Source organism: Clostridium beijerinckii (genome assembly GCA_003129525.1).
Lineage (GTDB): Bacteria > Bacillota > Clostridia > Clostridiales > Clostridiaceae > Clostridium > Clostridium beijerinckii_D.
The window spans coordinates 2,764,929-2,779,220 of record CP029329.1 but is presented as its reverse complement, the minus strand read 5'-3'; the positions used below and the strand labels follow the sequence as shown (position 1 = coordinate 2,779,220).

At 29.0% G+C, this 14,292-nt stretch carries 10 protein-coding genes; all 10 read right to left on the bottom strand.

The genetic code is table 11. The features are described 5' to 3' along the window. Positions 1-23: 23 nt before the first annotated feature. The 10 genes from DIC82_12320 to DIC82_12275 all read right to left on the bottom strand — a co-directional run bounded on the left by DIC82_12320 (position 24) and on the right by DIC82_12275 (position 14,291). Complete coding sequence (locus DIC82_12320; protein ID AWK51752.1) at positions 24-1,937, bottom strand: NADH dehydrogenase FAD-containing subunit; 1,914 nt, start codon at positions 1,935-1,937, stop codon at positions 24-26. 283 nt (positions 1,938-2,220) lie between these two features. After that, positions 2,221-3,159: a 1,4-dihydroxy-2-naphthoate polyprenyltransferase gene (locus tag DIC82_12315; protein ID AWK51751.1), complete on the bottom strand. Its 939-nt coding sequence runs from the start codon at positions 3,157-3,159 to the stop codon at positions 2,221-2,223. Between the two features lie 69 nt (positions 3,160-3,228). Further along, positions 3,229-4,275, bottom strand: a complete 1,047-nt coding sequence (locus DIC82_12310; protein ID AWK51750.1) for an FAD:protein FMN transferase — start codon at positions 4,273-4,275, stop codon at positions 3,229-3,231. Between the two features lie 436 nt (positions 4,276-4,711). Beyond that, on the bottom strand, positions 4,712-5,410 hold the full coding sequence (locus DIC82_12305; GenBank protein AWK51749.1) for a phospholipase: 699 nt from the start codon (positions 5,408-5,410) through the stop codon (positions 4,712-4,714). Between the two features lie 254 nt (positions 5,411-5,664). Further along, a complete protein-coding gene (locus tag DIC82_12300) occupies positions 5,665-7,122 on the bottom strand; it encodes a glycoside hydrolase (GenBank protein AWK51748.1) in 1,458 nt (485 codons plus the stop codon). A gap of 432 nt (positions 7,123-7,554) precedes the next feature. Further along, complete coding sequence (locus DIC82_12295) at positions 7,555-8,793, bottom strand: MFS transporter (protein ID AWK51747.1); 1,239 nt, start codon at positions 8,791-8,793, stop codon at positions 7,555-7,557. A 463-nt stretch (positions 8,794-9,256) separates the two neighbouring features. Beyond that, positions 9,257-10,669: a hypothetical protein gene (locus tag DIC82_12290; GenBank protein ID AWK51746.1), complete on the bottom strand. Its 1,413-nt coding sequence runs from the start codon at positions 10,667-10,669 to the stop codon at positions 9,257-9,259. Positions 10,670-11,272: 603 nt separating this feature from the next. Continuing rightward, entirely contained in the window at positions 11,273-12,493 is a 1,221-nt protein-coding gene (locus DIC82_12285; protein ID AWK51745.1) for an MFS transporter, read from the bottom strand. Position 12,494: 1 nt separating this feature from the next. After that, positions 12,495-13,283, bottom strand: a complete 789-nt coding sequence (locus DIC82_12280) for an ABC transporter ATP-binding protein (GenBank protein AWK51744.1) — start codon at positions 13,281-13,283, stop codon at positions 12,495-12,497. Next, positions 13,284-14,291, bottom strand: coding sequence for an iron ABC transporter permease (locus tag DIC82_12275; GenBank protein AWK51743.1), 1,008 nt, complete (start codon positions 14,289-14,291; stop codon positions 13,284-13,286). It lies immediately after the preceding gene. Position 14,292 lies beyond the last annotated feature (1 nt).

Sequence of the window (14,292 nt, the reverse complement as noted above, 5' to 3'; positions counted from 1 at the left end):
ACCTCTTTTTTATCACCTATTTTTTAAAGATTAGCTGAAGTCTCATTGTCATATACTGAGGTTCCATTCTTATATAATGGCTTTTGTTTACCAAACCAAAAATTTTCTAATTGCTTACCTAGCCAAGGCATTACAAAGTAATCAAGTCCAAAAGATTTTCCTGCACCAGCCATAAGAGCTATTGCTCCAAAGAAGTACCAAAGTATATCATATCCAGCCATTGCTGATAAAACAAAGTTTACAGCTAAGAATGCTGAGGCTGCACTTGCAAGCCAAGTAAATAATCCAGCAAGAAGGCATAAACCTATACCTATTTCTGTACATACAACTATTCTTTGGAACCAAACTGCAACTTCAGGATTTGGTATTAAGACCTTCATAATTGCCTCAAAAAATCCTGGCATACCACTTAATATCGGTGAAGGTAATGCATTAGATGCAGTAGTCGTAGTTGCTTCTACAGAAGCGCTAGCTGTACCATCTGCAGCAACATGTAACCATTGAAAAGGCATTTTAATATTTCCATTTAAAAACCAGCTATCTGATCCGATTCCGGAAGTTATTTTATGAAGTCCTGAAGCTTTTGCAAAAGTTTCTTCACCAATTAACTTTTTCAATCCTTCTAGTACCCACATTGAACCAATGTATAATCTTAAAGGAATTAGCCATATTGATGGAGATTTAGCAGATAAATGTCCTCCTAGTACAGAGCGTCTTTCCTTAATATCAAAGAATTCATGGAATAGGTATCTAAAAATCAAGTAAAATCCGCCAACACCAAATAAATAATGTAAATTCACTAAATGTTTCATTGCAGTAGCAAAGATTCCTGTAAGCTTCATTCCACCTACATCTGCAACAGCATAATGACTTCCGATTGAAACCATAAACCCATGATAGTTTGATTTAAATGCTTTTTTATCAGTCTTATCAATATCTGCTATAATGTTATGTGCTGCAGTTGCAGCAGTTTGAAGTGAGGCTTCAACTATTTGAGGTAATCCCTTAGATTTTCCTTCTTCTAGGAAAGCTGCATCACCAACGCTATAAACATTTTCTTTATCAAGTGATTGCATAAATTCATTAGTATTTATTCTACCTCTATTGTTTAAAGCTAGTCCAAAACTTTTAGCGAAGGAATTTCCCTGTACACCACAAGTCCAAATCAATGTTCTAGTTGAGATTTTTCTTCCATCTTTAAGACTTACTTCATTTGGAGTAACTTCTGTAATGGCAGCATTCTTTAATATCTCAACCTTATGTTTAATCATATATTTTTCTGCTTTTAACGCCATTTTATCATCTAAAATATTAAGAATATTTCCTAATGCTTCTACTACCATTAATTTAACGTCATTTTGATCCACATTATATTCCTTGCAAAGTTTCTTTTTCCACTCAATAAGTTCGCCAGTCATCTCTATACCTGTAAATCCGGCACCTGCAACTGCAAATGTAAGCATAGCTTGTCTTTTTTGTTCATTTCTTTCTTTGCTAGCAAGCTTGAACATATTTTTAATGTGATGTCTTATTTTAATTGCATTATCTAATGACCAAAGAGAAAATCCATGTTCCTGAACCCCTGGTATTCCGAAATATGTTGGTTCGCTTCCTGTACCTAAGATTAAATAATCATATTTATACTCACTGAATTCTGTAACTAAAACTTGCTTGTTAACATCTACATTTTTTACTTCCTCAGTGACAATATTTACTTTAGAACCGTGAAATATCTTTCTTAAATCAACTTGTACTGAATCAGGTTCTACTCTTCCACCAGCTACCTCATGTAGCTCAGTCATTAGTGTATGAATTGGATTTCTATCAATTAGGGTAATTTCTATATCATTATTTTTTTTATATTTTTTACTTAAAATTTTTGCAGTATGTACACCGCCATAACCTGCTCCTAAAATGACAATATTCTTTTTTGACATCTTTTACCACCCCGTTTTATTTATTTTTTACTCATTAAAATTCTAAGATTCTCGACATTCCTTAAGTCATTCCCATAAAAATTCTTCAACTCAGAATTTCTCTGAGTTTATATTGTACGAATAACTCATTTAATCTAAATAATTCGTAACATTATCTTTTTACTTTTACTAATCTTCGAAAATAAAATATATTTCTATGTTCTTACTTATTATAAAAGATACACTAATACATATTATCACAAATTGTAGTGTTAATAACATAATTTCAAAATATTGTTTAAAATTAATGTGATATCATAGCAATAATCCCTACTATAACCACTTGTGTCGCATTTATGAACATGAAATTCTTTACAGATAGGACGAAATTTTCACTTTTAATTGGCCTATCTTCAAATAACTTAATATTTTTATTTACTATAAAAAATGTTAAAAGTATAAGCAATGAGGCCAATGGAAGCATTTTTAATGCTACAAGCACTACTATATCTGCATACCCAATATAATATAGAAATTTAAAAAGATTTAAAGCCATTGGCTTTCCTAAATAATATGGTAAAGTAAATCTGTTATTTTGAATGTCTTCTTCTAAATCACAAATATTATTAGCAAGCATTATGTTTGCTATCCCTACTATCGCAGGTATGGACACTAGAAAAATAGAAAGAACTTCAAACACATTAATACCAACATTTAGAATATTATTTTGGTATGTAAAAGATATTATATTAGTGTCATAAATGTGAATGTATACTGACAAAAATATAAGTAAAAAACCCTCAAAAAATCCAGAAAATAATTCTCCTAGTGGCATTCTTGAAATTGGAATAGGACCAAAGGTATAAAATATCCCTACAATGAAAGAAATAACCCCTAGGAATAAAACCACTATATTCGTATTCAAGGTCAGCATAATTCCAGCTATAGTTGCAATTGTCAGTAATGTAAAAATTATAAGTAATACTTTCGATTCATTTACACCATATTCAGCAATTAAATTACTATTTGTTGAATTATTTTTTGCTTTTGCATTATCAATATAATTGTTTATTGCCGTAGTAGCCATGTCAAACGCAGTTAATGAAATAAACATTATTATAAAATTGCTTAAATTAAAGCTCTTATATCTATATATAGTGTAGACTGAGCCTAAAGAAAGCGGAATAAAACTTGCTAGCTTGGTTCTTATTTCTACTAATTGAAAAAATTTATTTATTGACAAATTATCACTCCTTTCATTAAATTATGATTTCCCAAACTTTAAAAAGACTGAATTAGCTCAGTATAAAATTTAATTTGCCATAGTAAATTCAGTACTTAAATCTTCCATTTTAGTATCCCACCTTGAAGATTTGTAAATTTTAAAATCTGTAGTTACAACCATGCATGAGATGCCTTCAAGACTATCAATAATTTTAAATCCTTTGTCCACTCCGCTTACAAAAGTAATCTTTGTAAGAATGTCTGCAATCATATTACAATCAGCTATACTGCTGTCAACAAGTATAGTATCACTCATAACCCCTGCCTCTGCTGGGTATCCATTAGCTGGATCCAATATGTGATGATAGCGTTTGCCATTTTTTATAAAAAATCTCTGATAATCTCCAGATGTAGAAAGTGCATCCTGATTCAGATTAACTATACCAATATTACCTTCATTTTTTTCCTTTCTTGGGTTTTGAATTGCAATTGACCATAAGGTTTTATCAGGTTTTTCTCCAAGTGTATATATAGAGCTCCCACCAAGATTTATAATGGCGCTATTAACCTCATGTTTTTTTAAAACTTTTATAATCTCATCTGCTGTAAAGCCCTTAGCAACTCCTCCAAGATCTATAGCCATACCTGCTTTCATAAGTTTAACACTATTATCAGCATCATTAATACTGATATTGTTGTAACCTACAAAAGCTACTTTCTCCTCGATTTCGGAATCCGTTGGTATTCTCTCATCAGGTGTACCAATTCCCCACAGTTTTATAAGTGGACTTACTGTTATATCGAAAGCTCCATTGCTTATCTTAGAGTATTCTATTGAAGTTTTTATAATCTTAATAACCTCTGGATGTACATTTACGTATTCTTTCCCTGCAGCTTCGTTTATCTTATTAACATCACTGGTGCTAATTGAGCTGCTTGCCATATTTTCAATTTCATCTACTCTATTAAAAGCTGCCTCTATTGCTTTGCTGGCATTAGGACCATAAGCTGTTAAATGCATAATAGTGTCCATTTTAGTAGCATATTTATCAACTTTTTCATCTTCTTTTGAACATGAAACCATTGATATAATTAAAAGTGCGCTCATTCCAATAGCTAATATCTTTTTTATCATCTGCTATCCTCCTATACATATATTGGTATTAATATTCCTACCAAAATTAGCGCTACATTAACAATCACAACTAAAATTATACTTATAGACAATATTTTATTAAGTAATTCTAATAAATATTTATCTTATTTTAACTATATAATATCATACCATATTAATGCAATTTACCCAATATTTTAAGATATTAACATTATACTCAATTTTTTGTGTTTTTATCTTCATTTATTTCCATTTATTCACACAAATCCATAACATCCCACATAGTTTTATCAATTCAATAAAATCATAAACTAATTCATATCCCCTTGTTTATCTATCTCACCTTTAAGCTTTATAATTGTATCTCAAGATATAATATTCCATATGAAAAAAGATCATTTTATTACACATAGTACTTTGTGTAGTAAAATGATCTTGGTTGTGCTTCACACACTCTTCAGATGTGTATGTTTTTATAGAATTTAAACATCAATCCAGCAGTAGTAGCTTGAGCAATTGTTAAAACCTTTGAAGTAATTATGTAAAACCTAACTTGCCTATTTTTCACATGGAAATACCTTCTGTATATATTTATAGCTTCTTTGCTATTAAAATTAATATAATCTTTTATGGAATTAAAATATATTCCTCCTTCTTCGATTTTAAACACATCATGATGTCTATGAGTTCTAATTACCCAATTCTCATAACTTTTATGATTATTTAATAAGTGAACATTAGCATGCTGAGGAACTGTTACGTCTTGAATTAAATGGCAAGCAACACCTAAATAGAACATTGAATCTTTAATGTTACCTTGGGAATATTTATCTAATGCTCTAGTATAGTAAGCTATGCATTCTTTTTTTGCATCACTACTACCGTATAATCCCTTGTTCCTATATGGATTATAAAAATGATTACTGCTTTTTAAATCCTGATCAGCCCAAACCACTCCAGCGTTAATATCACTTATATATGATTTCATAAGTTTATAAGCTTCCATATGTCCATCATTTTTTAATACTATTAAAGACTGTTCATTTATGAATTTATGAACTATACACTCGGTTTTCATTATTCTCTTCTTTATAGGATTTACAGTTTTTAGTATTTTTTTAAATACACATGAATATGATTTTTCTAAAACTTTCATAATTATCATCCCTAGATTATATTTGTAATCTAAATTATTATAAGCATATATTTAACTATTATTCATGTGACATGTTAAAAAACTGCATGCTTGCATGGAAGTATCCATATCTACACAATTTGTAGTTTGTTCATAAATTTCTTCTTTTTATATTAAAATTAATAACCTAATATGAAAAGCTGTCTTTTTAGTAGCTAGCCTTTAATTTAGAATATCTATTTGATTCTTTTAGTATAATTTCATACTTACTTAAATCATCTAAAAATATCCTGTGTAAATTGATCTAAATCTACTTGAGTATCAATTCCATCAATCGTACCTTTATCTGTATATTGATGTCCTGCTCTAGAACTCCATATATTATTAGAAGGTAAATCAGATGAACTTTTATACCAATTAGCTTCCCATAATGAATATTTAGCTAATCTGTTATCCAATCTATTTATAAAATCTGAATATGTATATATACATACATCCATATTACTTATTTTTTTAAATTCATTTATAAATCTTAATGTATAATCCATAACATCAAATCCATCTGTTTCTACATCTAAAACTGGTTTTAAGTCACTTTGCTTATCTTTTATATTGTTATAGAAATTCTGTGCTTGTGTTTCTGGAGAGCTTGTCCCAACTAAAAAATGATAGAAACCAGTCTTTAATCCTACACTTTTAGCACCATTATAATATGTTCCTAAATAATTATCTACATAGGTTGTCCCTTCAGTGGCTTTCATGTATACAACTTGAATTCCAGCCGCTTTCACTTTTGTAAAATCTATATTTCCATTGTAATGACTAATATCTATGCCTTTATATATACTACCTGTTGTTGTTCCAGAATTACCACTTGAGTCTACTGCCGCTGACTTCTTACCATCCGAGCCTATTTTATATCCATCTATTATAGTGTCAACACGCACTCTTCCTGTAGATGGATCTAAGTAATAAGAATCACTTCCTGAATTCACCCACCCTGTTGCCATGGATCCACTATCCTTAAAGTAGTACCAGTTTCCATTAAGATTAATCCATCCCTTAGCCATAGCACCAGTATCATATAAATAATACCAAACTCCATTATATGAAATCCATCCACTTGCCATACTGCCACTATTATTAAAGTAATACCAGTAATTATTTAATTTCACCCAACCTGTTGCCATTGCACCACTACTATAAAACATATAAGTCTTATTATCTATTTGATTAAGACCAGTTATCATAGCTCCTGAATCATTAAAAAAATACCAAATATTATTTAATTGCTTCCAACCTGTAATCATACTGCCTGATTTATCTAAATAATACCATGTACCATTAGAATTTGACCAACCTGTTGCCATTTTACCATCATAATTTAAATAATACCAATTGCTATCTGGTTTAATCCAACCGCTTGCCCTAGTATTATCTGATTTATAGTAATACCAATATCCATTCTCTTTTTTCCAGCCAATAGTTGATGTTATATTTATATTTCCAGTATTGTTATCACCTTGAGTATTATATTGTGAAATAACATTCAATGCATTTGGCTTATTTTCAGGTATACCTGGATTTGGGACTGAATTTGATGAATTAGTAACAGTATTATTAGCTGTTATATTTGAGTCAATAGTTCCAGCTTGTACACTTAATCCGTGACTAAAACTTAATATAATTACAACAGCTAAAACAAATGAAGTAAGTTTCTTCCTAATATTCAAACGAATCATTCCCCTTTTAATTTTCACTAGAGATGCATGCTAACTTATTGTTTCTACAATACTCCTCAGTAAGTTCAATTCATTTAAAATTATATAATCATCTCCATTTGTAAACAATGATTTTACTATGGGTATTATGGAAATAATAGGAATATACACCTTTTGTAAATAATGATCTAATAATAAGATAGCCTATTACATATCAAAATACTTTTACCTTTACAGGTTTGAATATCATGATGCATGATGATTAACAGTAAAAACTGCTCCAGTTTCCGTAGGGGATTAGACTCCCATTATAGATATAGGCAACTTGATGATAAGCTATGTCAAAAGTAAATAAATCCGAGGCTTTTTTAATAAATAAAGGCACATCAAAATGTTAAATACATGTAACATTTTGATGTGCCTCAATAAAAATCTAATATTTTATTACTCCTGTACGGAATCTACTTCATTATTAACTGAAATATTAAATATTAATGAAGTTAATAAAGCTCCTATAAGAAAAAGTATTCCTGCTGCAATGTAAAGAACAGCTAACGAGAACTGACTTTTAAGCAAACCTGTAAGAGACATAGTAATGACCATGAAACCCATAAACATAGGATTTAATACTCCGTTTACCCTTCCCACAAATTCTGATTTTGTAAGCTGTAGAATTAGTGTATTAATACCAATCTGAATACAAGGCATAAAAAATCCATTAAAAAATTGAAACATAAGGATGCTAATCCAACTTGAAGATAATCCCATTCCAACCATTGAAATAGCATTTACCAAAAGTCCTATTGCAAGAAGCTTTTGAGGTGCTACTTTCTTCGATATGGTCATAATCAGGCCACCACCTATAAACATGGCTGCTCCATTTACCATAAGCAGTGTCTGAAGGTTTTCCTTAGGAAGTCCTAGTCTCTCTACTATTAAGAAAACTCCAAGTGGTTGTATAATCCCAACAGCAAGACCTGCTACTGCAAAAACAGAACCTAATATAGTAAGCGCCCTTTCCTGCCAAACATAGGCAAAACCTTCTTTTAATTCTTCCCAGAAATTAGTTGTTATGTTTTCTCTTTCAACTTTCTGATCAGCTGGTAATAAAGTTAATACTGAAGCCGAGAAAAAGAAAGCAATTCCCATAATTGCTATAGCAATATCTATTCCAAACTTTTGATAAACAATGGTACCTAAAGCTGGTCCTATAATCATAAAAATAGCCATAAGAGTTTGGAAAATAGCCATTCCTGCTTGTAGAAAATCCTCTGGTACATGAATCTTAAATAATTTCATAGCAGAAGGCTGAGAAAATTGAGATAAAATTGATGAAATAAATGTTACAAAAAATACAGCTTGCCAAGTTTCAAATATTATTGTAAGCAAAACTGCAAAAACCGAAATAGCGCTTAATAAATCACACCAAACCATAGTACGCTTAGGACGCCATCTATCTGCAAAGGTACCTCCTATAAATGAGAATATAAATATTGGCGCAAATTCAGCAACTGAAATTAAAGAAACTGCAATCGGATTATTATTTGTTTTATCCATTACATATAACAATATAGCAAAATTACGAACCCATATTCCTATTTGTAAAAAAATAGAAGAAGCCATAATCACTTGAACAAATCGATTCCGAAAAAATGAAGACATTGACATTGAAGATTCCGTCATATAATTACTCCTTTTAAATTGTTAAAACTTTTATTAAATATTTTACTATAATACTATATCATAAATTAAAATTTCATCAAGTTAAAATATTATAAATCAACTAAGTCCGCCCCAAAATTGCATTTATTACTTTTCTTGCTACCAATGAATAATTACATATAATAACAGAAAATTTAAATAGGAGTTTAAAACTTTAAATTCACAATAATAAATTCAAGGAGGAGTTTAATATTATGGATGATGATAAAATAAAAGCTAGTCAAAGAGAAAAAAATGTGAATTCTGAAGAACTCACACTCATTGTATAATTAAATTATGTTAAAAACTAAATCATACAATAAAAATTATAATCAATTTAAAGGATGTTATTTTTTAGGTTGATTACCTCTTTGTTGAGATACTTATTCTGAATATTTTCCCTGTAAATTTTTCTGCTTATTATTACACTTTTTTATTTATATTTCTATTCTTCATAGCAAATAATAGGAGTTCCATCTTCTATATTATCAAAAATTGTTTTAGCTAAATATAACGGGGCATTTACACATCCATGGGTTCCATTACTCTTATATATGTTTCCTCCAAAAGAATATCTCCAACTTGCATCATGTATTCCTATATTTCCGTTAAAAGGCATCCAATAAGTTACTTCAGATTCATAATTCGGACCATTTAAAATTGATCCTTTTTCCTTATAATTAAGCATATAGCTTCCAACATTAGTAGAATTTCCTTTATTGGGATCACCTGTTACTACATCACCTTGAGTTATAAGCTTTCCATCCTTATAAAACCATAAATGTTGCCTTGTTATATTAATTTCTACATAAGTCTTCCCTATATCATCCATATTATCTATGCCATCTTTATCCCTAGCTAAAGCCCTTTGAGTATATATAGGTTCTTTTTGAAGTAATTCACCAAGTCTTATGTTTTCCAACAATGCTTTTGTTTCAGCGGCACAATTAATTTTCCATCCATAAAATCCGCCTTTAACTTCTACTATTTTATTTGTAGATGCTTTAATTTTTCTTGCTATGCCAACTGTGTCATATTTTTTGCTCAATTCTTTCACATATTCATTAACTGCTTTTTCATTTATTACTACTTCTAATTTATCATCAACACTAAGCCAATGATTTATTATATTACTATCTAATATTTCATTTTCATTTCCAAATATATAATTTATTTTTGTTCCTACATACTTATTTAGTAAATTCTTAGTTTCCGTAGTTTTATCTAAAATTGAAGTGTAATTTGGATTTTCATAACAAAGATTTTTATCTAAATCTAATTTTGTTTTTCCATTTAATATACTCATTTCTATAGCTTTTTTTAGTTTATCTGTGTATATCTTATTTCCATACACTTCTTTCATTACTTCATACAAACCATTTGAGTACATAAACTTTACATTTTGGGGTTCTATAATATCTTTATTTAAACAATTTAATTCATTTATTTCATTTTCTAAATTATCTTTATTATACAAAAACAAATTATCTAAATAATAATCTTGTTCCTTTAATAATGAACTTATCCATTTAAATGAATTTTGTATTTTTATAATTTTTGAAATATCATTTTTTTCATTGTATAACATTTCTATATTTTGTCCTATTATTTCTTCTGTTTCTCCATTTCTCTCAATCAACTGTAACTTATAATCTTTAATATAATTTCTAATTATGTTATTAGAATCATCATGCGCTTTTAATGATACATTTACGCCATTTATTACTGTATTAAAAAAGTAATGATTAACAAAGTATAATGAAATAATTAAATATATTAGTACAATTAAACCTGCAAAAATAGTAATTTTCCCTATAGCTTCACTTTTAAAAAGCTTTTTTATATTAAGATTCTTCATATGGATTTATACACCTCATCATAAATACATTTTATTTAAACATAATAATTAATTTATAATATGATTGAATTTTTGATTTTAAAACTTAATATATAGAAACTTATTAAATTAAAAGTAATTTTAAATCCTAAAACAACTGCCTTGAGAAATGCTTAGTAATATATAGTTATTATACCTATAATAATATGTAGTACAATTTTTGTTATTGGATGCGCTCAAAACACCCCAAATACACCAAATAATCAAAATAAGAATATTACAAAAAATAACCAAAATGATAATTCAGCACCTGAAGATAAATCGAATAATCAAGATACTGATAAAGATGAAACTTCAAATCCCCCAAATAATACAACAAATCAAAACACTAATGATACAAATAGCAATAAAACTAATAAAAAAGAATATTATCTAAAAAAACTTGATAATATTCAAACAAAAATAGATGCTATGAATTAGTTAATAAGTATATTAATTGACCTTAACATAACTAAGCTACTTAAGGTATTAATTGTGATTTTATATCTCTATAGGTTCTTTTTAACTTCCCCTTCATTTCCTTTGCTAAATCCCAAAATACTGTTTTTATGTAGATTAGAAAAATTAAGCATTCCTAACATTCCATTTTATAAACATAACTACTCCTATACTAAAAATAGAAGTTAATATTAAAATATTAAAAAGACTAAAATTTAAATCTATTAATTGTCCATAAAAGAGCTGTCCAGGTGTTACACTTACTGTAGCTACTGCAGTAGAAAAAGCACTGACCTTTCCAAGCATATCTCCTCTTACCTCTTCTTGAATATGAGTTAAAGATATAATATTAGATAAGGCTAAAGATAACATTATTCCAAAACCTCCAATAGAATAAAGTGCTAAAATCAATAATTTATTTTCTGTATTTAAGCACGTAGCGATTCCCATAATTATCATAGCTATTATCATAGGATACATAGTTTTATGTAATTTTTTCATTTTAAATAATTTAGGTTTAAAAGTTATTATAAGACCTCCTATTATCATCCCTAAAACAAATATTGCCTCTATGAAACCATATATACTTGAAGGCATATTCATTTTTATATTAATAAAATAAGGAGTCACAATACTTAAAATTGGTACTACAAAAATATTAGTGAGTGCATAGGAAACTATTATTCCTAATACTACTTTCTTTTTTTCTTTCAAATATATAAAGCTTTTTTTCATTTCCGTAATAGATTTTAAAAGAGGATTTTTAAATTTTTCTTTTACTCTTAAATTAGGAATATCTAAAAATAACTCTAAAATAGCTGATAATAAAAAGCTGATAGCATTTAATATTACCACCATTTTTATTCCAATAAAACTATATAATAAACCCGCAATTATTGGTCCAAGTAAGTTAACGATAGATCCAACTTGTTGAATTATTCCATTAGCTGAAGCTAATTTTTCCTTTTCAACGATTTGGGGAATAGATGCAGTAACAGCCGGACTATATAAAGTATAGATAACTGATAACATAAACATTACACTGGCTACTATCACTGTGTTATCTCTTCCACTTATTAGTATTACTCCATAGATAGCCATTAACGCTGCACTTACAAAATCAAGATAAACCATTATCTTTTTTCTATTTACTGTATCTGCAAGTAATCCTGAAATTGGTGCAAATAATATATATGGAATAGTTGATATGGCTAATATTCTTGAAAAAACTGCAGCACTTCCAGTTAAATCTAGAATATATAAGGACATACAAAATCTTTGAATTGCATTTCCAAATAAAGATATTATCTGGCCAATAACAATTATAATAAAATTTTTATTTTTCATTTTATCCTCTCATAAGTTCATATTCTACGCATATTGGATACTGACCATTTTTACTTAATTGTAACTTAACATCTATTCCATAAATTTCTCTTAAATTTTCTGCAGTTATAACTTCTTTAGGAATACCCTTGCAAATAATTTTCCCCTGCTTTAGTCCAATAATATTGCTTGCAAATCTGCAGGCATTATTTAATTCATGAAGTACTATAACAACAGTAATATTATTTTTTTTATTTAATCTTTCTAATACTTCTAGTACTTCAAGTTGATATGACATATCTAAATAAGTTGTTGGCTCATCTAACATGATTATATCTGTTTCCTGAGCTAAGGTCATTGCAATCCAGGCTCTTTGCCTTTGCCCTCCAGATAAATTTTCAATTTCTTTATCTGCAAAATCCTTAAGTCCTGTTTCCTCTATTGCCCATTCTATAATTTCTTTATCATGGATGCTTAGGCCCCCAATCATTTTTTGATGTGGGAATCTTCCATAAGAAACTAATTCGCCAACTGTAATTCCACTTGGGCAAATTGGTCCTTGAGGCAGGAAGGCAACTTGAGTTGCTATATGCTTTTCCTTTTGCTTTTTAATATTCTTTTCATTTATAAAAATTTCGCCTGTTCTTGGCTTTATTATTCTTCCTATGGTTTTTAGCAAAGTTGATTTTCCACATCCATTTGCCCCTATGATTATACTTATTTCTCCTTTAGGAATTGAAAGATTCATATTATCTATTATTAAGTTATCTTCATAGGCTACGGATAAATTTTTTACACAAATCGCTTCCATCTATTTCTCCTTCATCATTAAATAAATAAAATATGGTACTCCAAGTATTGAAATTGTTATCCCCACAGGTATTTCAATTGGAGAAAATAAATTTTTTGAAATTGCATCTGCGAATAAAATTATTATTATACTTATAATGGCAGATACTACAATAAAGTTTTTATGATACGGTCCAACTAACTTTCTTGCTATATGTGGAGATATTAATCCGATAAATCCTACATTCCCAGCAAAGGCTGTAGCGGCGCCTGCAAGAATAACCACAAAGGTTAAAAACCTTTTTCTTTCCTTATTTAAATTAAGCCCAAGGCAAATTGCATGTTCATCTGATAAATTAAGAACATCTAACTTTTTATGATTTATAAGTACTAGGGTAAACATTATAAAAACTAATGGAATTATTATTTTTGCATAATTCCAGCTAGCTCCCCAAAGACTTCCAGATATCCAAATCAGTACTCTGTTGTAATCACTAACCCCACCTCTAAAAGTAAAAAAGGTTATAAAAGCATTTAATCCTGCATTTATTCCAAGTCCTATAAGTAGTAATCTCTTTGGCCTAACTCTATCCCTACTTGATAAAAAGTAAATTATAATTGCTGAAATACCTGCACCTAAAATAGCCATAAAAGGTAATACATAAATAGATAAGTTACCAAGCTCGCTATAATAGTCTTCAGTTTTTAAAGATATAAAAATAACTGCTGCAACTGCTGCTCCTGCATTGATACCTATTATTCCAGAATCAGCTAATTCATTTTTGGTTATAGTCTGTAGCAAGGCACCAGCTGTGGATAAGGCTATACCTACTGAAATTCCAACTAACATTCTGGGAATCCTGTTATTTAAAAGTGCTGCATTTTGTAGTTTCGTTCCTTGACCTAATAGAGTTTTTAGAATATCTAAAGGTAATATTTTATAACTACCCCAGCTTAAATATAAAATTAAAGATATACACAGTAGAGTTAGCAATATTAAAGCTGTTATTTTAAAGCTTCTCTTTTTCATA